The sequence below is a fragment of the Bradyrhizobium sp. 956_D2_N1_4 genome, assembly GCF_052076025.1.
Lineage (GTDB): Bacteria > Pseudomonadota > Alphaproteobacteria > Rhizobiales > Xanthobacteraceae > Bradyrhizobium > Bradyrhizobium barranii.
On the sequence record NZ_CP197237.1, the window covers coordinates 3,006,890 to 3,026,435 of the forward strand.

The 19,546-nt window shown below is 62.3% G+C and carries 30 protein-coding genes and 1 tRNA gene; 16 read left to right on the forward strand and 15 right to left on the reverse strand.

The genetic code is table 11. From position 1 onward, the window contains the following. Nucleotides 1–81 precede the first annotated feature (81 nt). The 5 genes from AB7535_RS13830 to AB7535_RS13850 all read right to left on the reverse strand — a co-directional run bounded on the left by AB7535_RS13830 (nt 82) and on the right by AB7535_RS13850 (nt 4,906). Nucleotides 82–1,089 (reverse strand): acyl-CoA desaturase, encoded by a 1,008-nt coding sequence (locus AB7535_RS13830; protein ID WP_135213544.1) that lies wholly within the window; start codon nt 1,087–1,089, stop codon nt 82–84. Nucleotides 1,090–1,211: 122 nt separating this feature from the next. After that, entirely contained in the window at nt 1,212–1,838 is a 627-nt protein-coding gene (locus tag AB7535_RS13835; protein WP_282519402.1) for a PilZ domain-containing protein, read from the reverse strand. Nucleotides 1,839–1,979: 141 nt separating this feature from the next. Then, nucleotides 1,980–2,639, reverse strand: a complete 660-nt coding sequence (locus AB7535_RS13840) for a hypothetical protein (RefSeq protein ID WP_439036491.1) — start codon at nt 2,637–2,639, stop codon at nt 1,980–1,982. A 1,217-nt stretch (nt 2,640–3,856) separates the two neighbouring features. Further along, nucleotides 3,857–4,087, reverse strand: a complete 231-nt coding sequence (locus AB7535_RS13845) for a photosystem reaction center subunit H (protein ID WP_081369264.1) — start codon at nt 4,085–4,087, stop codon at nt 3,857–3,859. Nucleotides 4,088–4,831: 744 nt separating this feature from the next. Continuing rightward, a tRNA-Glu gene (locus AB7535_RS13850) sits at nt 4,832–4,906 on the reverse strand. A 225-nt stretch (nt 4,907–5,131) separates the two neighbouring features. Between AB7535_RS13850 and AB7535_RS13855 the strand changes: the two genes are divergently transcribed. The 3 genes from AB7535_RS13855 to AB7535_RS13865 are packed head-to-tail and all read left to right on the forward strand — an operon-like array spanning nt 5,132 to nt 5,861. Then, complete coding sequence (locus AB7535_RS13855; RefSeq protein WP_071914215.1) at nt 5,132–5,386, forward strand: PilZ domain-containing protein; 255 nt, start codon at nt 5,132–5,134, stop codon at nt 5,384–5,386. Nucleotides 5,387–5,442: 56 nt separating this feature from the next. Further along, a complete protein-coding gene (locus tag AB7535_RS13860; RefSeq protein ID WP_283016370.1) occupies nt 5,443–5,688 on the forward strand; it encodes a hypothetical protein in 246 nt (81 codons plus the stop codon). Between the two features lie 5 nt (nt 5,689–5,693). Continuing rightward, nucleotides 5,694–5,861: a hypothetical protein gene (locus tag AB7535_RS13865; protein ID WP_014495480.1), complete on the forward strand. Its 168-nt coding sequence runs from the start codon at nt 5,694–5,696 to the stop codon at nt 5,859–5,861. Between the two features lie 131 nt (nt 5,862–5,992). Here AB7535_RS13865 and AB7535_RS13870 read toward each other — a convergent pair whose 3' ends face one another. Beyond that, complete coding sequence (locus AB7535_RS13870; RefSeq protein ID WP_439036492.1) at nt 5,993–6,631, reverse strand: glutathione S-transferase family protein; 639 nt, start codon at nt 6,629–6,631, stop codon at nt 5,993–5,995. 341 nt (nt 6,632–6,972) lie between these two features. Continuing rightward, nucleotides 6,973–7,425 carry a VOC family protein gene (locus AB7535_RS13875; protein WP_439036493.1) on the reverse strand — a complete coding sequence of 151 codons (453 nt, stop codon included), beginning with the start codon at nt 7,423–7,425 and terminating at the stop codon, nt 6,973–6,975. 302 nt (nt 7,426–7,727) lie between these two features. Between AB7535_RS13875 and AB7535_RS13880 the strand changes: the two genes are divergently transcribed. Both AB7535_RS13880 and AB7535_RS13885 read left to right on the forward strand, forming a co-directional pair. Next, entirely contained in the window at nt 7,728–7,934 is a 207-nt protein-coding gene (locus AB7535_RS13880; protein WP_439036494.1) for a hypothetical protein, read from the forward strand. 5 nt (nt 7,935–7,939) lie between these two features. Beyond that, a complete protein-coding gene (locus tag AB7535_RS13885) occupies nt 7,940–8,653 on the forward strand; it encodes a hypothetical protein (RefSeq protein WP_439036495.1) in 714 nt (237 codons plus the stop codon). Nucleotides 8,654–9,460: 807 nt separating this feature from the next. Here AB7535_RS13885 and AB7535_RS13890 read toward each other — a convergent pair. Beyond that, nucleotides 9,461–9,646 carry a hypothetical protein gene (locus AB7535_RS13890; protein ID WP_439036496.1) on the reverse strand — a complete coding sequence of 62 codons (186 nt, stop codon included), beginning with the start codon at nt 9,644–9,646 and terminating at the stop codon, nt 9,461–9,463. A gap of 814 nt (nt 9,647–10,460) precedes the next feature. On the opposite strand from AB7535_RS13890, the gene AB7535_RS13895 reads away from it, so the two are divergent. From AB7535_RS13895 to AB7535_RS13905, 3 genes are all read left to right on the forward strand, one after another. After that, nucleotides 10,461–11,195, forward strand: a complete 735-nt coding sequence (locus AB7535_RS13895; RefSeq protein ID WP_439036497.1) for a hypothetical protein — start codon at nt 10,461–10,463, stop codon at nt 11,193–11,195. A 98-nt stretch (nt 11,196–11,293) separates the two neighbouring features. Further along, nucleotides 11,294–11,494, forward strand: a complete 201-nt coding sequence (locus AB7535_RS13900; RefSeq protein ID WP_439036498.1) for a hypothetical protein — start codon at nt 11,294–11,296, stop codon at nt 11,492–11,494. Next, nucleotides 11,494–11,772 carry a hypothetical protein gene (locus tag AB7535_RS13905; protein ID WP_439036499.1) on the forward strand — a complete coding sequence of 93 codons (279 nt, stop codon included), beginning with the start codon at nt 11,494–11,496 and terminating at the stop codon, nt 11,770–11,772. The genes AB7535_RS13900 and AB7535_RS13905 overlap by 1 nt, the downstream gene beginning before the upstream one ends. Before the next feature lie 466 nt (nt 11,773–12,238). On the opposite strand, the gene AB7535_RS13910 is transcribed toward AB7535_RS13905, so the two are convergent. The 3 genes from AB7535_RS13910 to AB7535_RS13920 all read right to left on the reverse strand — a co-directional run bounded on the left by AB7535_RS13910 (nt 12,239) and on the right by AB7535_RS13920 (nt 13,468). Continuing rightward, nucleotides 12,239–12,415, reverse strand: coding sequence for a hypothetical protein (locus tag AB7535_RS13910; protein WP_014495468.1), 177 nt, complete (start codon nt 12,413–12,415; stop codon nt 12,239–12,241). Between the two features lie 92 nt (nt 12,416–12,507). Next, the gene (locus AB7535_RS13915; RefSeq protein ID WP_028150997.1) at nt 12,508–12,810 is read right to left on the reverse strand and encodes a hypothetical protein; all 303 of its coding nucleotides are present in this window, start codon (nt 12,808–12,810) and stop codon (nt 12,508–12,510) included. A gap of 163 nt (nt 12,811–12,973) precedes the next feature. Further along, entirely contained in the window at nt 12,974–13,468 is a 495-nt protein-coding gene (locus AB7535_RS13920) for a hypothetical protein (protein WP_085401245.1), read from the reverse strand. Between the two features lie 350 nt (nt 13,469–13,818). Between AB7535_RS13920 and AB7535_RS13925 the strand changes: the two genes are divergently transcribed. Then, nucleotides 13,819–14,115 (forward strand): HU family DNA-binding protein, encoded by a 297-nt coding sequence (locus AB7535_RS13925; RefSeq protein WP_071914190.1) that lies wholly within the window; start codon nt 13,819–13,821, stop codon nt 14,113–14,115. A 128-nt stretch (nt 14,116–14,243) separates the two neighbouring features. Continuing rightward, a complete protein-coding gene (locus AB7535_RS13930) occupies nt 14,244–14,420 on the forward strand; it encodes a DUF2934 domain-containing protein (protein ID WP_071914188.1) in 177 nt (58 codons plus the stop codon). Nucleotides 14,421–14,714: 294 nt separating this feature from the next. Here the strand turns inward: AB7535_RS13930 and AB7535_RS13935 are convergent, their stop codons facing one another. Beyond that, a complete protein-coding gene (locus AB7535_RS13935; protein ID WP_063983455.1) occupies nt 14,715–14,942 on the reverse strand; it encodes a hypothetical protein in 228 nt (75 codons plus the stop codon). A gap of 344 nt (nt 14,943–15,286) precedes the next feature. Here AB7535_RS13935 and AB7535_RS13940 point away from each other — a divergent pair, with 344 nt between their 5' ends. From AB7535_RS13940 to AB7535_RS13950, 3 genes are all read left to right on the forward strand, one after another. After that, a complete protein-coding gene (locus tag AB7535_RS13940; RefSeq protein WP_166096469.1) occupies nt 15,287–15,424 on the forward strand; it encodes a hypothetical protein in 138 nt (45 codons plus the stop codon). 281 nt (nt 15,425–15,705) lie between these two features. Then, a complete protein-coding gene (locus tag AB7535_RS13945) occupies nt 15,706–15,834 on the forward strand; it encodes a hypothetical protein (protein WP_439036500.1) in 129 nt (42 codons plus the stop codon). 369 nt (nt 15,835–16,203) lie between these two features. Further along, nucleotides 16,204–16,401, forward strand: a complete 198-nt coding sequence (locus AB7535_RS13950; protein ID WP_248883244.1) for a hypothetical protein — start codon at nt 16,204–16,206, stop codon at nt 16,399–16,401. Here AB7535_RS13950 and AB7535_RS13955 read toward each other — a convergent pair. Together AB7535_RS13955 and AB7535_RS13960 are read right to left on the reverse strand one after the other, a co-directional pair. Then, a complete protein-coding gene (locus AB7535_RS13955; protein WP_439036501.1) occupies nt 16,398–16,526 on the reverse strand; it encodes a hypothetical protein in 129 nt (42 codons plus the stop codon). The genes AB7535_RS13950 and AB7535_RS13955 overlap by 4 nt on opposite strands. 78 nt (nt 16,527–16,604) lie before the next feature. Then, complete coding sequence (locus tag AB7535_RS13960; protein ID WP_175627352.1) at nt 16,605–16,871, reverse strand: hypothetical protein; 267 nt, start codon at nt 16,869–16,871, stop codon at nt 16,605–16,607. A gap of 243 nt (nt 16,872–17,114) precedes the next feature. Here AB7535_RS13960 and AB7535_RS13965 point away from each other — a divergent pair, with 243 nt between their 5' ends. After that, nucleotides 17,115–17,402, forward strand: a complete 288-nt coding sequence (locus AB7535_RS13965; protein ID WP_439036502.1) for a hypothetical protein — start codon at nt 17,115–17,117, stop codon at nt 17,400–17,402. Between the two features lie 69 nt (nt 17,403–17,471). On the opposite strand, the gene AB7535_RS13970 is transcribed toward AB7535_RS13965, so the two are convergent. Further along, nucleotides 17,472–17,636 (reverse strand): hypothetical protein, encoded by a 165-nt coding sequence (locus AB7535_RS13970; RefSeq protein WP_439036503.1) that lies wholly within the window; start codon nt 17,634–17,636, stop codon nt 17,472–17,474. Nucleotides 17,637–17,920: 284 nt separating this feature from the next. On the opposite strand from AB7535_RS13970, the gene AB7535_RS13975 reads away from it, so the two are divergent. Both AB7535_RS13975 and AB7535_RS13980 read left to right on the forward strand, forming a co-directional pair. Then, entirely contained in the window at nt 17,921–18,682 is a 762-nt protein-coding gene (locus tag AB7535_RS13975; RefSeq protein WP_439036504.1) for an SIR2 family NAD-dependent protein deacylase, read from the forward strand. 199 nt (nt 18,683–18,881) lie between these two features. Continuing rightward, nucleotides 18,882–19,514 (forward strand): cold-shock protein, encoded by a 633-nt coding sequence (locus tag AB7535_RS13980; protein ID WP_028150990.1) that lies wholly within the window; start codon nt 18,882–18,884, stop codon nt 19,512–19,514. Nucleotides 19,515–19,546: the final 32 nt, after the last annotated feature.

Sequence of the window (19,546 nt, forward strand, 5' to 3'; positions counted from 1 at the left end):
AAGCTGATCCCGCAATGGGGCCGCGATAGGGCAGCGGAGCGGAGGCAAGGCGGCCGGAGGAACGGCCGCCGCCCGCCGCCTTTAGCGCGCCGTCGTGGCTGCCTGCGCCTCCGCTTCGGACGCCAGCTCGAGCTGACGGTGCGAGGCGTGGAAGACGTCGTGGACGAGGCCGATCTTCTCCATGCCCAGAATGATCAGGCCGTTGAGATCGATCTCCCACCAGGCGTGCGAGATATAGGCGTCCCGCGGGAAGCGGTGATGGTTGTTGTGCAGACCCTCGCCGAAGGTGAGGATCGTGGTCACGAACTCGTTGGTCGAGGCGTCCTCGACCTCGAAGCGGCGGTAGCCGTAGGCGTGGCAGACCGAGCCGGTGAGCTGGCTGGTGAGGATCAGCAGGTAACAGCGGAGCAGGCCGGAGAACAGCACGCAGCCGATCATGGTGTGCACGCCGCCGAAGGTGTAGCCGATTACGGCGGGAATGAAGACGCCGGACATCCCGTACCAGACCCAGCGCGTGCGCACGAAGAACATCGCGATCGGATCGGCGAGGATGTCCTTGGCGTAGTATTCGTTGTCGGTGGTCGCCTGGTCGAACACCCAGCTGCCCTGGGCGTGCAAAAAGCCCTTGAGCGCGCTGACATAGCGATTGCCGAAGCCGTCGAATTGCGGGCTGTGGGGATCGCCGACGTCGTCGGCGTAGAGGTGATGGCGGCGGTGGTTGGCGACCCATTTCGCGATCGAGCCCTGCACCGCCATCTGGGCGATGGCGCAGAAGAAGACGCGCATGATCGGGCCGGTGCGGAAGCTGCGATGGACGAACAGGCGGTGCATGCCTGCGCCGATGCCGAACGTCGTCAGCGCGAACATCCAGGCGAAGGTAAACAGCTCCACCTTGCCGACGCCTTGCGTGATGGCCCAGATGATGCCCGCGACGGCGCCGACGTAGAGAATACCGAGGAGGAGATAGCTTTCGCGCAACTTGGCCTGGACGAGCGGGCCTTCAGTGATGACGCCGGGCGGGAGCTGCGGCTTTGCGACGGCGGGCGCGTTTTGGGCGGTCTCTGCCGGGGCGAACTCAGCGATGGACATTCCGGGACTTCCAATAAGTCGGGGCCCGCAGTGATTGCGGACGTGCTGGGTCACACCCTACCGTGCGGGGATCAGCACCTCCAGTATTTAGTTAAAATTGAGTTAAAATCGATCGGGCCGATTCAGGCCGATTGCAGCATGGGCGTACGGACGACCAGGCGGACGAGGTCGTCCCGCTGCTGCTTCTCGGCGAACTTGACCGCAAAGCCGTTGTCGAATTTGCGAATGACGCGCCCGACGCAGGCGCCGACCGCAAGCGGGGTTCCGATCGGCGGGTCGTATTCGCAGGATATCGCGACCCCGGCCGTGGAGACGTCGATGATGAAGCAGGCATGGGTGCTGCCGTCGGCGAGCGTCAGAAAGGTGTGCGAGACCTGGGGAACGAAGCGCGCGTCATTGCGCAGTTCCAAAATGCTGGCGTCCTTCTGCTTCTTCTCCAGCCAGGTCAGCTTTTCCGACATCCAGGCGCGCCGCTCCCGCGTCATGTCGAGTTCCATCAGGAATCCCGCCTTCAGCGTCGCGCTGATGGTGCACTGGAATTCGCCAAAGTCCTGGAAATAGGAGGTCACGCGCTCGCCGACCTTGCCGACAACAGGCACGTCGACGATCATGCGGAACGGGGAGACACGCTTGGTGCGGCAGGCGAAGGTGCGCAGCTGGCCCTCACAATCGTACCAGCGCGGCAGCGAGTAGCTGCCGCTCACGCTGACTTCCACTGCACGCTGCCGGAGGAACTCTGAGACGGACATGAACGCCAATCGTGTTTCGGATTGTTTCCGTAGATTCACGGTAGGGCGCAACGTCTAAGCAAACGATACGCCGATCAAATAGTAGGGGTAAATTTCCGGTAAACGCCCCGGCCGTCTCACGACATCGTCATTGCGTGCCGCTCAGAGAGATCCGAGCAGCACCAGCAAGGCGAGCAGGCCAAGGGCCATGAGGAGCTTGATCGCCGTCGCGGTCAGGCTGTCCGGCCTGATCTGAAATCCGAACCACGGCAATGCGTGCCGCATCGCCAGCCCCGCAGACGCTTCGACGGTCGCGAACACGACGGCGATGCCGGCAATGGTGGACCAGGATGTGTCCGGCGGCATCCATGCCGCAAGCCAGGCCGGCACGGAGCCCCGCAAGGATGCGAGCAGCGCGAACCATCCGAACAGGGAAGCGAAGCCCTTGATGATGTCGGGGCCGATCGTGTTGGGCTCGAACCGGATGCCGACCGCTCTGAGTGCGTGCTCGATGCGCTCGCCGTCGGTGAGGAAGAGATAGGCGCCGAGGTAGAGCGGAATGCGCGACTGGAAGAGCAGGGCGATGACACCGAACAGGACCGCGTAGCCGAAGGCATCGCCGAGTATGTCCACGCCGCTCGTGCGCGACGGCGCTATCGCGGTTGCGGCCTGGGGCTGCGGAAGCGATCGGGCGCGCGCCATGTGCTCCAGCATTCTGGCGCGCCGCTCCGGCGCGTAGGGCGCTGTACGGTGCATCCAGGACGGCGGTGCCGGCGAGGCGGCGCCGGTCTGGCGGTCCGAGGGGGATTTATGCAGCACCATGGCCTGTACCGGTTCCAACGGGACATTGGTCGTCGGTCAGGGGCAGGGAGGTTCATGGAGGGGGGCGGATTTCGCCGCATCACCCGATGGCCCGGATGATGGCGCTCCCTGGCGGAATCGAACCGCTCTCTCCACCGTGAAAGAGATGGGATGATGTCCATGGTCGTTTATCCCCGTCTAAAAATGCGTGCTGCTTTGGCTTCCTCGTCGAGCTTACGCATCCGCTCCTGGTGGTAGGCCCTGGCGGCCGCTCGGTTCTCTACCTTGGTCATTGCGCCATCGAAGCCTGGCGCCGCGAGAGTCAAATTATCAATCCCTTGGGCCGCGGAACGAACGCGGGCTACTGCGCATCGTGGGTGTGGAAAAGCAAAGGCCCCGCCGGTTCACGCTGGCGGGCCCCAGCCTTGTTGCATGCGCTAATCATTCGTGAATTGCCCAGCCCTGACGCCGTAGAAATACTGATCCAGCTATGATGGCGGTGGCGTTGATTACCGGCTGTGTCAGCGTTTTGGCTCTAGGCGCCACATTCGCGGTGGTCATCTATTTCGATGCTAGAGCGGATCGCAGGCGCCAACAGTAAGACCGCGCCAGAAGTTGATTGCCTGATGAACAGGATCACTCAAACGTTGGGCCGGACGGGGATGTCCCTTGTTGTCGTCTCTCTCGTCTCTGCCTGCTCCAGCTCAGAACATGCCGCTCCGAAGTCAGTTGCTCGATCTGGCGCGCCGTGGGCCCGAGACCTCAATGAGCCGCCCCCAAATCGAGAGCCCGCGAGTGCCGCAACTGCACAGACAAAGGCAGGCCTGAACGCTGCGCGCCAGAAGGCGGTTACCGGGCGGTAGGGGGGCTTTCGCGCTGAGTCGTCCGCAAGCTTACCTGTGCTGGCAGAACTTCACGAGCGGCGGGGCTTTGGTCCCGCGCCTAGATCAGCGGAAAATGGTTGTTCCTATATTGAAGGGCTGACGGATCCGCAGGGCTCATGGGTTAGGAGCACGTGCCCGTGCCAACATTCATGGTGCGTTTGGGCGAAGCCAATCAAGGCCAGGATAATCAAAGCCACTGCGACGCATCCGGCTACAACGTTCTGCATCATGGCTGCCACTCCAGGTAAACTGTGACTGGCTTACTCGGCCAGGCACCGGCGAGCAGGCCTTCGAAGTCCGCGCTGGGCGCCCGGTCACCGAGTGATCACCGCGGACGGTGACCGGGCGGACAAGCTATCTGGCGAAACCGGAGTCTAGAAGCTTCAGAGTCGAAATCGGCCACTTGCCGTCGTGGCCACCGATCGAGATCCGGAGCCCGTGCACCTCGTCAAGGAAGACGTGATCAACCGTCCCCGCCTTACCGTCGGTCAGGATAACACCCCTGCCGATTAGCTCCGTCTCGGCAGCATGAAGTTCTCGAAGGATGTTCGTCGCTCGTTTGGTCCAGTCATCGGACATGGTCATGCCCTACGCGGCTGGCGGATTAGTGAAGATCAGTCAGAGCGGCAGATGCATTGAGGCCATCGCCGCTTCGCGCGAGTCAGTGCCGCCAACCGTCCTTGTCGAGCTCGACCCTGAAACCTTCCGGCAGCCGCGGCATCTCGCCTTCGGTCACGACTTGCAGCGCGGGTTACTTCGGTGGGCGCAAATCGCCTTGAAGCCAGCGGCCATTGGAATGCATGGGATCTTCATGCGTTGCGAATGTCGTAAGTGCGTGATTGCAGACAGCGCAGCGAAACATGTGCAGGTCCACGCTTAGGCTTTTTGGCTCGATGCTGACGAGCATCATCTGGGCCTTGCACCTCGGACAGGCTGGGCGCGCAAATGGAGCCGGCGGAATGTGCCGCGCCAATCTGGCGGCCCACCGTTGTTCGAACTTTCTTTCGAGGTCCGCAGGGATCGTGCTCATGATCCGAACTCCGGGGTTCGCGATCCTGCCCCGGTGCTAACGCCTCAACGCTCACCGCGCCCTAAAGGTCCCAAACAGCACCAGAGGGAACCATCGCGTCCGCAGCTGCGCGGTAGTCGGCCGCCAGCGCGTTCAGTCCATCGCGCGCGAGAACGAGATCGTCATCGTCCGCCCAATCCGAGCAAAGGCGCTCCATTTCGCGCAGCTCCGCGACCCGGCGCTGTGTACGAGTCCATACCCGTATATTGGACAGGTGTTGGACACGGCGGCGGAGGAGGGCGGCAAGTGATTGATTTTGTTGGCGCTCCCTAGCGGAATCGAACCGCTCTCTCCACCGTGAAAGGGTGGCGTCCTAACCGATAGACGAAGGGAGCAAACACAAGGCCCCGCCGCTTTTCACGGCATGGCCGCCGGCCATCCGAGTCGAGCCCGGCGGCTGCAGCGGGCGAACGTATAGTGGCCTTTGGCGCCGTGGGCAAGCCGTTCGGGAACGGTCTTTTGGGACCGGTGGATAGCCTCCACCCCCGTTACATTCGGGGGCGATTTCAACGGTTTCTTAGGGGGGCCTGAGCTAGCGCTGGAACCGGAGAAATTTGTCCATGCCCCAGCCCAAGAAGCGCGCAGCCCGCAAATCGCTGTCGCGGCACGCCTGGATCACGCTCGACGGCGGATTCGCGGCGCGGCATTGCCTGGTCCAGGACATCTCCGATACCGGCGCGAAGATCATGCTGGACGAGGACGCGAGCCAGCTCCCGGGCGTGATCCGGATGGCGTTCGCGCGTGATGCCCGCACCGGGCGGAGCTGCCAGGTGATCTGGCGCCGCGGCAAATCGGCGGGCGTCAAGTTCATCTGATCCCGGGCGAGGCGACCCGGATGGCGCGGGGCGCCGGTCCGGGCTAGAACGGTTGCATGCGCGCGCCGCTCCTCATCCTCCTCCCGTTGCTGGCCACGTCCGCGGCCGCGGCCGAGGCCCTGCGCCTTCCGCCTGCCGAGGGGCCGCAGGCCGGCAAGGCTCTGCCGCTGAAGGGGACGGGTGGCACGGCGAAGGCCGGTTCCTGCGCCTCCTATGGCCCGCGCTTCGTCATGGTCGAGGGTACCGGCACCTGCGTGAAGATCGGCGGCTCGGTCAGCGTCGAGACCACGGTCAGGCGCTGAAGCCGATGCCGCCGGATCTCATGCGGCCCGACATCATCGTCCCCTTCGTGATGTATTGCGCACTGCTGTTGTGGGTCGGGCGCGGCCTGAGCTGGACGGCCAAGCTCGCCACCGCCGCCGTGACGCTGGTGCTGATCATCTGCGTGCTGCTGGTCGAGCGCGGCTGGCGCTAGGCACCGCCCAGAGCAAAAACGCGAAAACAACCCCATGCACAGTAGCCGTCAAGTGCCGGCGCGACGCTTGATGCATGCGCCGTGACGACGATTCATCGCGCAGTCAGCACAGCTTACGCCGCGCCGCCGGCTCACGACATCGGCGGTGCGACGAACTGGGCAAATCCGGGCCGCTTGCCGAGCTCGGCGAGCCAGCGGGTCAAATGCGGTTGCGCCGGACGGGTGATGCCCTCGACGCCGAGCCAGCGCCGCGCATAGGCGCCGATCGCGATGTCGGCCAGCGTGAACTGGTCGCCATCCATGAAGCGGCGCGATGACAGCAGGCGGTCGGCGATGGCCCAGACCTCGGCGGCGGCATCGGCATCCCGCTGCACCTGGATCATGTCGCGCTCGGCGGGGGCCGTGCGCACGATGCCCCAGAACACCGGGCGGTCGACCGGCTGGACCATCGACAGCGTCCAGTCGAGCCAGCGGTCGACGCTGGTGCGCAGCTTCGCGGCTTCGGGATAGAGCGGCGTGCCGCGGCCATGCGCGAGGCAGAGATAGCGCATGATGGAGTTCGACTCCCACAGCACGAAGTCGCCCTCGACCAGCGTCGGGATCCGCGCATTGGGATTCATCGCGAGATAGTCGGGCTCGCGGGTCTTGCCAAAGCTCATGCCGGCGTCGATGCGCTCATAGGGCAGGTCGAGCTCGGCGAGGCACCACAGCACCTTCTGCACATTGACCGAGTTGGCGCGGCCCCAGATCGTCCGCTTGGTGTCCGGCATGAAGTCCTCCCGCATTTCGCTTTGGCGCGCGTGATAGCGGAATTCCCTGGCGGGAGCGACGGCGATTGCGGCGCGCCCCTCATGCAAAAAGCTCCGCCGTCGGCGGAGCTTTCATTGCAAGCCAAACTTGGCAAGTTGAACCTAGCAAGTTGAGCCTGGCAAATCGAACCCGGCAAATCGAGCCCGATGATCAGTGGCCGAAGAACAGCCACAAGAGAATGATCACCGGGATCGGCACGCCAAGCATCCACAGCAACAGTCCTCGTCCCATTGCGTCCTCCTCCAATAGTTATGTCGGAGGGACAACACGGGTAGCGAGGGCTAGTTCCTGCGTCGCGGCCCTACCAGTGGCCGGTATTCGGCATCGACGACCAGGGCTCGGCCGGCGCCTTCGGCTCGCCCTTCTGCAGCAACTCGATCGAGTGCAGATCCGGCGAACGGACGAAGGCCATGTTGCCGTCGCGCGGCGGACGGTTGATGGTGACGCCGGCCTTAATCAGCTGCGCGCAGGTTGCGTAGATGTCGTCGACCTCATAGGCGAGATGGCCGAAGAAGCGATCCTCGCCATACTTCTCCTCGTCCCAATTGTAAGTGAGCTCGACCAGCGGCGCGCCGCGCGTCTGCGGCTGCTTCTTCAGCGCCTCGAGATCGTCCGCCGAGCACAGGAAGACGAGCGTGAAGCGCCCCTTGTCGTTCTCGATCCGCCGCACCTCCTTCAGTCCCAGCGCATCCTGGTAAAACTTCAGCGCGACATCGAGATTGCGCACGCGCAGCATGGTGTGGAGATAACGCATGGTTGTTGCTCCCTTGAACGGATGGGGTTTTGCTTTGGGCCGGGACGGCGGGGGATGAGATAGCAGGAAAGTGGGCGGAGGGGCAGGGGGCGGGGGCAAATGTGCGTGAGGGAGAGACGGTTGGTGCGGCAAGCTAGCTAAGCGTGGACGGACGAGCCGCAGCGTCGGCCGGGACTCGCGGATGAGTTCAATGCGCTGTCAGCGGAATTCAGCGCTTCTCGTCAATGAGCAAGCCCGGTCCTGCCGATGAACCATCCTCAATGTCACGGTCACTAATGCCCATATCTGGAAGGTATTTCGCCGTGAAATGGTTCAAGCGATATGCAATTGGCTGCCTGATCTGGTTGATCCTCGGCGGCATCAACGATGGCTACAGACGGCCCGGCGAAGACACGCGCTGGGGTGCTATCGTCATGGTGGCGGGTTTTTGGCCAATCGTGACCGCCGTCATCGCTGGCAGCTCTGTTGGCGAGGTTGCGCACAAGATCAATGAAGGGAAGCTGGGGTGACTGACGTGTCCGACACCCAGAAACCGATGCCCGCACTCTCGACGCCTAGGCGCGACCTGCTGAGGCGAGAAATATATAGGCAATTCGGAGTTGATGGTCGAAAGACGCTCTTCTTGCTCCTTCTCCTTTTCGCGATCCCGGCGGACGACTGCTTCGCGCAGACACCGCCGCCCCCAGTCGACGAACATGCGTTCGAGCGCGTGCCGCCGACAGTCGTGAAGAGATTGGCGACCCGCTTTTCGCTAGGCGCATTCGCCGGCCGCTTCGAAGAGACGCGGCTCGGCGCGGTTCGCGAAGCCGTGGGCGAAGGGACCATCCGACACCAAGGCGACGCTGGAGATAGCATCTATTGGCTGTGTTATCGGCGCGCGCAGCATCGATTATGGGTGGTGTCCAGCGGAGAGATGGGCGGCCCGGACCATCTCGTCACGGAGATCGTTGAAGAGCTCACCGAGAAAGACGCCGGGGCCTCGGCCGATTGCGCCATCATCCCGGAAAAGTTCTCGCCCGTCGTCCTCGACAGCAAGCTGCATTTAGGTATGTCGCGTCAGGAGGTCATCACAGCGTTGGGACCGCCGTCGAAGTCGGAAGCTGCTCAGATCGTGTATTCTCACGAGGGAAAGCTCGCAGACGGTTTCGATGAGACCGCTTGGCTCATTCTCGGATTTGGTGAGGACAAGCTCGTGTCCATGCGCGGCGGCAAGACCACGACGAATTGAAGTGGCTGCGAGCAGCGTTCGCGCTTCGCGACGGATGCGAACGAGTCACGCTCGCTCCCGCACCAGCCCCATCACATACCCCAGCTTCTCCACCACCTTCGGCGAAAGCAAGCCAATGGCACTTGGTCATCCACTTTGGCTTCGATGCCCCCGAAGCAGCGGCCGAACTGACCCAAGGTGATGAGCAGCCGGGATCAAAAGTTCGACGTTTGCGGATGCGATTGAATCCGTCTGTCGCACGAACTTGGTCGCTATAGGGGCAAAGCCGACATTGTTTTTCGTCGCATCACGCCGCCGGGTTTATGGGTACACGGCCTAGTGCACCTGCTCGCCGGTGTGGGTGACGAAGCTGCCTGCGGGCATAGGCACGGTGCCATTGTCAGGATCGAACTTCGGGCCTGAGCCGACCCACCAGGTGCCTTGCAGCACGACGATGATGCGGTCGTTCGGATGGAAGTGCGGACGGCTGAAATGGTTGCCCTTGGTTCACTTGTTGTAGACCATGTACAAGCCGGGCTTGCTGGGATCGCCGACCACCACGGCAACTTGCGCGCCACGCGCGTCGACCGGGCCCCAGGGGATCTGGTCCGGCAATATGACGATCTCCCCTTGATTGGCTCCGGTTGAAGTTGCACCTTTTGGTTGCAGGGGGCGCGAGAGGGTCCTATTGCCGACGCAAGGCGTGGGCCGCGCATGCGTGACCTTCTGTCCGCGCGAGGACATGACACGACGCGGCTGCAACATCAAAAAGGGGGATCGCGGTGTGCGCGCGACAGCTACGTTACTTGGCTAGCTCACTTGGCTAGTTCACTTGGCGTAACCCTGGGAACGGAGCCATGCGATCTTGCGATCGCCGTTGATCCAGTCGTCGGCATCTGCCTTGCTGGCGAATCCGGTGATTTCGCGCTGTTCGCGGTCGGGGTAGTCCGCCAATATCTTCCAGTCGCTGTCTGAGAGGCGGACGGTTTTGAAGGTCACTTTTGCTTTAGCCATGCTGCACTATGCAGGGAATTCTCTTAAATGAGAACCCGCCTTGCGGCGGGCTTTTCGTCAATCCGCATCGGCATCACTCACGGTGAAAAACCAATCCGGCCCCGATCGGCCCGTTCCTCGGCGATGATGGCTGTTTATGAGTGTCGAGCAGTGACCTTGCCAGCAACCTATCGAACCGGCACCCGCAATGGCCAACCCTTGGCAGTTGAACCCCGCCAGAGGGCAGCCAAGGACGCTCGGCGACGACCGCTTTCTGGCCGGTATCGAACGCTAGACCGGGCGCGTCCTCAAGCCAGCCAAGCGCGGACCCAAGCCATCTGCGCCAGACGGCGAATGAGGCCAGTGCACTGTCACCGCAATTTCGGCACGGCCGAATATCGTCACTCGCCATACCGTGCTGGCGCCGGTACCGGGAAGCATGGTGAGCCCACGGTGCCCTTGAGGGTGCCGCTGTCGCTGGTGGAAGAGGTCGAGAATCTGGTGCGAATCCGGGGCCGCAAACTACCGGTGTACGGGGTGGACCGGAGAGCTGGTCGGTGGATAACTCAGACGGGGTGACTGACGAGACCAAGCAAAATCAATGGACTAGTACTGTCGGTTGCAAATAATTCTTGCGGACCCCTTGCACGAGTCCCGAAAAGCCGGGCACATAAATCATCCCCCTGAAAGACATGATTCGCCTCTCAATGGAGAACTGCGTCATGTCGAAACATCATCTGGAATTTAAGGGCTGGGGATTCAGCATCAGCGCGACCGGGCTCGGTATTATCGCCGCCGTCGCGATCATCGCCTTGGTGGTGTGGGTGCCTCGTCCATGGTGAAACACACCCGCTGCTATCTCTGCGGCAAGCCCTTAGAGAGGCCAACCTCGGCTGACCATGTACCTCCTCAGTTGTTCTTCCCGAAAGAACTGAGGCGCAAGTACAACATCGACAAGCTGCTCACGATACCGGTACATCCTGGCTGCAATCTCTCGTACCAGTTGGACGAGGAGTATTTCGTGCACACGCTGTTGCCGATGACGAAAGGAAGCATAGCGGGTGATGCTCACCACTTCCGCGTCCGCGAGAAGATGCGGGCTGGGAAAAACGTCGCCTTGGTCAACAAGGTGATGGACGAGTTCAAGCACGTCGTGAAGGGGGTACACCTACCCGCGAACCGTGTGGCAAAGATGATCGACCACAACCGGTTCTTCCGGGTGCTCTGGAAGATCATCCGCGGGCTGCACTACCACCACACGGGTGAGATACTGCCTCCTGAATGGGGAATGCGGTACTGGATCACGGCGCCCTATGAGCCCCCGGAGGAGTTCTTCAAGCTCTATACCGAGAGTGGGCGGGAAGTGATCCACGGCGAGTACCCGCTCATCTTTGCCTATTTCTTCGACCGCTTCACCCCTGACGGCTGGAATTTTCAGTATTGGGGCTTCCACCTGTGGGACAGCATCATCGTAACGGCGATGTTTCATGACCCCACCTGCGGGTGCGAGGTTTGCCAGTTCGTCGGCCCGGTGTTTCCGGAGCCGATGCCGGGAACGATCCGGGCTTGACTGTGAAGTTCTACTTTCAGGTTTGGTCATGACTGTCACCGTAATCCCGTAGTTCGTAGCCCAATTGAACCCCGCCAGAGGTGAAGCGACAAAACGCCATGGCCGCTTTCTTTGCAGAACTCCTGTTTGATCTCGTCAGAATCCTCGTCGGTGACTGGCTGAGACGGGCTGCGGTGGCGGTTTGTGCGTGGCTCGATACGAGGATTCACGGCCGCGCTGCACGCCTTGTCGTGGGCGGCCTTCTCGGGCTCGCCGCCTATTTCCTCATTCCTGTTTTCGCCGGGCTGCTGGGGTTTTGATGCTCTCCGTGAAGGCAAACCTCATCATCGCATTGGCCATCGGGGCGCTCATCTCGTCGGTGCTCCTCGCCATCGAGCCGCTGACCGACTTCGCTTTTCTTTCGCTGGAGTGGCCTGGCATCACCGCAGCGTATTTGTTCTGGGGAGCGGTCGGAGGCTCCAGCTTCGCAGGCATCGCCATATCCTGGGTCGTGAATGCACTCACCTACGGTCTCGGTGCTTTCGCCATTCTCATCGTTCTCAGTGCCCTCAGGCTGCTGGCCGGTCCGAATACTTGAGACGCGCGGCGACCTCCTGGAGCTCATGAAGGCTGATCCGGACAAAGGCGCAGCGGAGATCCACGCCATGATGAGGGCGGCATGAAGCGCTGGCTTCAAAGGCTCGGAAAGATTGCGCGGGTTGCGGCGATTTGCGGGACCGTCGCGTGGCTTGTGCTTTTGACGAGCTCGCCTCAAGAGCCTGATGCCGCGCATCCTGAACGCTACGCGCACCGGCACGATGTCCGGTACGTGAGCCAGGAGACGGGATCGACCCTGCGAATTCTGCTCGGCTCGACGTTTGCCCTGGTCCTGGTGGCGTTTGGATGTCACTTCGCGACCAGGGACATGCGAGATGGGACGTAGCCGCAGCGTGTTCGTCGCTGTTGGACCATGCTTCGCATCGCCGCGAGCGCTGCGTCCGGGGCAGGAGCGCACATGAAAAGCCGCCCCTGACATGGCCAGGGGCGGTCTTCGAAAAGTCGGTCTAGTGACCGGTGCCGGGCTTCGTCGTCTTCGGCGGCTTGCCGTCTTCGACGCGGCCTTCGTTCCTGAGGTCGCGACCCTCCTGAGCCTTCTTCTGGCTCTCGGGCGATTTGCCGTGCTCGTACAGCTCTTCCTTGACGTAGCCGGCGGCTTCCTTGGCTTTACCTTCAACGCTCATTGCAATCTCCTCATCTGGAGATGGATCAATGTGCGGGAGAGCCGACCGTTCCTATCCGCCGGTCATTGTGAGGATGCGCTTGCCGTGGGTCACTACGCAGCAATCCGCCGTTCGACAGGCGCCGTCAGATATTTGAGCATCTGCGCATGCTCGAGGTCGGGAACCGCAATCGCCGTGTGGCTGTAGATCGCATGGGTCCGCGAATTGGCGATCCTGTCCAGGATCTCTTTGCCCTTGATGACGTGGAGGCCCATGCCCTCCTGCGAGGGGAAGATCGCCAGCACCACGTCGTAGGCCGCGATGACGGCCTTGAGCGCTTCCGCCTTGTCCTCGGCGATGTCAACAAACACGCGAACATCAGCCGCGAGTTCACGCAGCTCGTCAAAATTCAGCACTGTGAGTTTACTCCAACGCAACGATACTGGCGGAGAGAGTGGATGGGTTAGGTTACCGAAGTCTCAACAAGGTGTGCCGGGCCGCAGGTTTCACGATGAGGTGACGCGTTGGCTGGGGATAACCGGGTTGCGGTGAAGGTCCGCTCATTTCGGCGCAGCGCGCCTAGCGCTTGGCTTCGTCGTTGCGAAGCCTGTTATCCCAGGCCTCGTCCACGAGCTTCAAGGCGCTGCCGTCGTAGCTCAGCTTGAGCCCACGGCCGACGATCCACGTCCATCCCTCGCGAGCGTCCCTGGTCGGTTGAGCGTTGAACTGGTCGGAGATCGACTTGACGGCCGCGTCCTGCGGCCCCGGATTGTTCAACGCGGCATTGACGCGCCGGATGGGGTGGCTGGCGTCGACGTCGTCATTATAGACCGTGACCTTGGCGCCGTTGATTTCGCATTCGAGGATGTACGAACCGCGACCCTGTCGGCAGCGGTAGTGACGTTGCGTGACGAGCTTGTTGGTCTCCTCGAATGTCATCCCGGGCGAAAAGCCGAAGATGTCGGATTTCTTGACCTGTGCCAGAGACGCAGGCTTCAAGAACTCCGGCTGGATGGCGACCAGGGCGGCGACCGCAACGACGATCAGGCCGGCGATAACAATGGCAATCTTCATCAGCCCCTCACGAGAAACATCCGACCATATAACAGCCGGCGCGCTCCACCAGGCCTCCAAAAGCGAAAGCCCCGCCTGGGGGAGGCGGGGCTCTCTGATGGGGGTGAAGCTTGGGGACTTCAATTAGTTAGACGCGCCAGCGGCAGAATGGTTCAAAGCCAGCGCGGCGCATGCTGCGACACTTTCGCGGGAAAGGGTGGAACCCCGGCCGAAGCCATGCTTGTGTTTTGGGCTTCAATGGGTTCTAAGCCCCGTGACTTCATGACCTCCGGCGTGAATCGGCATCACACTTGCGTGGTTCAGCCGCGTCCTGAGCAGGATTTGCTCACCCGCACAAAAGGAATTCAGACATGGCGAAGATGACGAAAACTCAATTGATTGATGCAATTGCCGAGGGCACGCAGCTGTCGAAGAACGACGTGAAGTCGGTCATCGAGTACATGGCGACGGTCGGCTACAAGGAGCTCAACGAGTCCGGCGAGTTCGTCATTCCCGGCTTCGCCAAGATGTCGGTCGTGAACAAGCCGGCGACCGAAGCCCGCATGGGCGTCAATCCCTTCACCAAGGAGCCGATGCAGTTCGCGGCGAAGCCGGCGAGCAAGTCGGTGAAGGCCTCGCCGCTGAAGGTGGCCAAGGACTCCGTCTAAGCAGCCAGCGACGTCGTCGCGGTGGCTCCCTGTCGCGGAGCGCCGCAACGACCGCCGGCTGATGTGCCGGACGCGGACAAGGAACTCTCGGGCGTCGTCAGGCTTTGCTTCCCAAAGGGAGACGTCACATGGCCAGTCTGAGCGAGGAACAGATCCGGGACCGCGCCTATCATCTCTGGCGGGAAGCCGGCGAGCCCGCGGGAAGGATGGACACCTTCTGGTATGAGGCCGAAAAGTTGCTCCTCGCCGAGCGGGCGGCGCAAAGCGAAGTCCCGCCGGGGCTGAACGACAATTTGCCGGTCTGACGATCAACAAAGGCCGCGCGGAAATTTGCCGCGCGCCGGAACGTTGTCCGGCGTTCGGCGGTTGAGATGACGGCGACGGAATCTTGCGCGAAGCTGACAGTCGTCAAAGCAGCCACCCGGTGTAACGCCCGTGTGGCTGCTTTGTTGTTCGCTGCCTTGTTGTTCGAGACGCCGCAAAGAAAAACCCCGGCGTTGGGGGCCGGGGCTTCTCAAAGCTGGACGGCCGCGTCGCACAGCCGCCAGCACCACTGAATTCGAGCGGACAACGCGGGGCAGGGACATTCGTTCCGGCCGCTACTCCGTCGACACCGACACATCGATGATCGCCGGCGGATCGATCTGGCGCTCGCGCCAGACGATGAATTCACATTTGGGATTGAGCCACTGATATTCGGAGCCGCGCGCCTTGAGGTGCGCAAGCGCCGCATCGTGCGCCGTGGTCTCGTCGGGGGCCTCGACCATGATCTCCACGGTCTCCTCGATCTGACGAACCACTTCGACGGCGTAAAATTTCCTGGTCACGGTCCCTCGCTCCGGAATGGCTAACGAGGAGGACGACGGCGCGTTCCCAAAAGAAAAACCCCGCGCTTTCGCACGGGGCTCTCTTGGCCGGCGGCGTTGGGATTTCAGCGCCTGGCCGCCAGCGCCTCGAACTTAAGGTTGAAAATCCAAAAAGCAACCCGCCGTGGCGACGGAGCATGTTCGTCAGGCGGCACCGCCAGTGGCCGGGCGCGGAAATCCCCAGCTTTCAGGGGGCCGCGCAGCGCGAGCAAGGCTTGAGGCGATGTGCGTGGGAAATCACGCGCGAGGGGCTGGACTTTTTGTTCTCATTTTGTTCTAGTTGGTCATCACGTTGGAGGTGACTCATGACCGTCGAGAAACAGCGCGAAGTGATCAGGCTCTGGAATCAGCTGAGGAAGGTTGAGGGTCCGGCCGCCGAAGAGCTCCGCATCCAGATCCTCGAATGTTTTTCCGAGAAGGCCAACGCCAAGCGAGCGGCGTGAGGCGCGCCGGGACGGCGATCCAGTAAGCGCGATCTCGTCTGCCGTTGAAAATCTTGCCGATGAAGCCGTGACGGCGCGCGCCTTCATCGATCGTTAGGAGTCGCACCGCGCTGATTTGCTCGACTCCGATTCGTTCTTTGCGAACGAAATGGAGTCGGATGCAGAACAAGGCGTGCCTTCTGTGTCGATGCGGGACAGGCCTTGTCGCCGCGCGTGCGCGTGATGCTTCGCACGGTCCAGCCCTCGTGTCCTCGTTACGGAATGGAGCGAGGGAGAGCGACATGGATGCGTGCTGGTTTCTCGCCGAAATCGTCAAAGTGTTCTGGTCCGACAGGCACAAGCGACTGCGCAAAGGCAGGCCCTCGGTGCCGCAGGTGTCGCCGCCAGTAAAGCCCGACGACACGGAGTGATCGGTCCTTCGTTGCGATCGCGCGTTCGCTTTCGCGGCGATCCGCACCACTTTAAGAGTTGCTCCGTGCCGATTTCTTCGATTCCGATTCGTTCTTCGAGAACGAAACGCAGGCGAAGCTGGAACAAAGCCGTACCCGCGGCTCCGCCAGAGCGTTTACGAGTTTTGGTGCGGACGCTGGTCTGAAGCGGCGCGCCGGGATCTCAAGGGCAGATGTTTCAAGCCTTGCGCAAACTCCTAACGAAAATTTGCGGGAAAGCCGATAACCCTATTCGGTTAGGTTAAAACCCCAATCGCGTTGCGCTTGCGGCTGCTTGGGATAGGTGTCTTGGCAAGGACAAGAAACGACTTTGCCAACGAGCAACTTTGCATGACACCTTTTTCAGAACCATCCTTTTATCAGGGCGACCGCCACACCTACCGGCGCGTCGCCGTCGTCGGCTCGCTGTTCTGCCTCGCCTTCGTGGTGATCAGCTTCTCGCTGCGGCCGCAGCTCGAGGACACGCGCGTCGCGGTCAAGGCCGACCGGCTGGTGCGCACGGCAGGCCAGGCGCCCCACACCAATTAGCGCTCGTCACCATAGGTGGTGCGGTCGTCGGCGGAATGGCCCGGGCACGCGGTGCCGCGGCGCGCAAGCGCGACGAAGCCGGCATAGCCGGACAGGTTGAGCAGAACTTCAAGCCACGCGGGCATGTCGGGTCCCTTCTTGCGTGAAGAGGGTTCAACGTACGCGGGAAACATTTGTTCCGTGCTCGCCAGAAACAAACCCGCTTACAGCGGAGAGGAGGGGTCCAGCCGCCGGCCGAGGGTCGCAACGGACGCGCTCGAGGGCTGCTCCTTGAGGAACTCGGCGATGGCCCGCGCCAGCTCGCCGTCGCTCATCGGCGTCGGCGGCGGGCGCAGCGCGCCGACACCGAAGTTGCGGACGATCTCGTCGTAATGCTGGTCGCGGGATTTGGGAACGAGCCTGCGGATGCGCCCCAGCAAAGCGGATAGCGGCAATGTGTCCTCCTCGGCATCCGTCCCGTTGGCAGCCATTGATGTCTGCTGCCCTTTTCTGTCCGTGAAACCAAAAACCCCGCCAGCATCGCGGAGATGCTGACGGGGCATCGTGCTGTCGCCTCAACCGGATAGCGGAGGCTTCCGCACTCGCAGATGCAATCCGCCGAACCGGCTTTCGTTCCGCTCGTGCCGATATTTTCTGCCGCCCGGGTTCCACTCCTGCGCGCAACCATCGCGGGCCGGCGACGTTGTCCCCGCGAGACGCGAAGGAGGAGAGTCATGAAGAAGACATTGGCAGTTCTGGCCACCGTTGCGGCCGTCGGCGTGACCGCGGTCGCGGCGCCTGCGCCTGCAGAGGCGCGCGGTCGCGGCATTGGCCCGGGCCTCGCATTCGGCCTCGCCGCCGGCGCGATCACAGCAGGCGCGATCGCTGCGTCCCATCCGTACGGCTATGGTCCGGGCTACGGCTATTATGGCGGGCCCGCCTATTACAGCCCCGGCCCGTATGCCTATTACGGCGATGGGCCGTACTACCCCCGGCGCCACTACTACTACCGCCACTGGTAACGGCTGACCAAGTGAAAAGCCCGGAGCGATGCTCCGGGCTTTTTTCATGCGTGGCGATCGGAGGTGCCTTTATGGCCAGAGCGAGGGCCGCTCCGCCTTGCGCGCATTGTCGAGCGTCGACACGAAATACTCTTCGCGCTCGCGCTGGAATCTTTCCTGGGTGGCACGGAAGGCGGCGACACGGGCGGCGATCTCTTCGCGTTCGCGGATTTTGCGTTGTTCGTCTTCGGTCATGTCAAATCCCCTCTACACGTCAGTATCTGTGCACTCCAATATGTGTGCACGGCCGAACTCACGCACTGCCGCCGCAATCACGTTGAGTCGCGTTAACACATGCATTGGCGCTTCTGATTGGGGCGTCAATGGGGAGGAGGCATTGCAGGATTGTGATAAGCGAAGGTCGGAAAAAATTGCCGACCGCGCTTGCGCGATTCTCACGCGGCAGTGGATAACAGCGTCAACGATCTTGTCGCTTGCGCATGGTGCGGCCAGCGCAAGGCCAACACGGGAGGCCGCGAGTGATTGCATCGGATCTCCGCAGCGGCGTCGAACGACTCGGCGACATGATCGCCGAGTCGAGGACCATCGTGCCGTTCACGGGCGCCGGCATCTCCACCGAATGCGGCATCCCGGACTTCCGCTCACCGGGGGGAATTTGGACGCGCAACCGTCCGATCCCGTTCGACGAATTCGTCGCCAGCCAGGAAGCTCGCGACGAATCCTGGCGCCGCCGCTTTGCGATGGAGGCGGTCTTTGCCGCGGCCAGGCCCGGCCGCGGTCATCGCGCGCTCGCCTCGCTCTACCGCGCCGGCAAGGTCCCCGCCGTCATCACCCAGAACATCGACAATCTGCACCAGGATTCGGGCTTTGCCGCCGAGCACGTCATCGAGCTTCACGGCAATACCACTTATGCGCGCTGCATCGGATGCGGGCAGGCCTATCAGCTTGACTGGGTGAAGCGCCGCTTCGACGAAGACGGCGGCGCACCCAACTGCACCGCGTGCGACGAGCCGGTGAAGACCGCGACGATCTCGTTCGGCCAGATGATGCCCGACGACGAAATGCAGCGCGCGACCGCGCTGTCGCAAGCCTGCGACCTCTTCATCGCGATCGGCTCCTCGCTCGTGGTGTGGCCGGCGGCGGGCTTTCCGATGATGGCGAAGAACGCCGGTGCACGTCTGGTGATCATCAATCGCGAGCCGACCGATCAGGACGACATCGCCGACCTCGTTATCCGCCACGACATAGGCGAGACTCTCGGGCCCTTTGTCGGAAATTGAGGCATCAATTTGATTCGCGGCTGTGCAAGCTGTTCATAGGTTCCGGCGAATCATTTTTTTATCTATGCGCCGCAACCGGGAGTGTTATCTTTTGAGTCGAAAGATTCGCGTCGCGTCGAATTGAGAACATTCTCTTAAGACGCGTGATTCGACGCCGCCGCTGAGGCGGGTTGCAATGGGCAGTGTGGGGTCCGGGGTTATGGGGTCGTCGGACGGATTTGAGTCCAAGAAGATCGGAGTTCCCGCTGTGGGCGAGCACGGCGGCGGTCGCGATAACGCGCTAAGCCCGTTCAGCGGGCTTGGTGAAGGCAGTGCCAACCTCGTCGAGGTTCACGGCGTCATCAAATGGTTCGACGCTTCAAAGGGCTACGGCTTCATCGTTCCGGACAATGGCTGGCCGGACGTGCTGCTGCACGTCACCGTGCTCAGGCGCGACGGCTTCCAGACCGCCTATGAGGGCGCCCGCATCGTCGTCGAGTGCATCCAGCGCGCCAAGGGCTACCAAGCCTTCCGCGTGGTCTCGATGGACGAGTCGACCGCGATCCATCCGGCGCAGATGCTGCCGCCGCGCACCCACGTCACGGTCACCGCGACCAGCGGGCTTGAGCGGGCCCAGGTCAAGTGGTTCAATCGCCTGCGCGGCTTCGGATTCCTGACCTGCGGCGAGGGCACGCCCGACATCTTCGTGCACATGGAGACGCTGCGCCGCTTCGGCATGACCGAGCTCAGGCCCGGCCAATATGTCCTGGTCCGCTTCGGGCCCGGCTCCAAGGGCATGATGGCGGCCGAGATCCATCCCGAGACGGGATCGCCGGGATTGCAGTCGCACTAGCGGCGATCGCCAACTCCCGCAATCGTGACAAG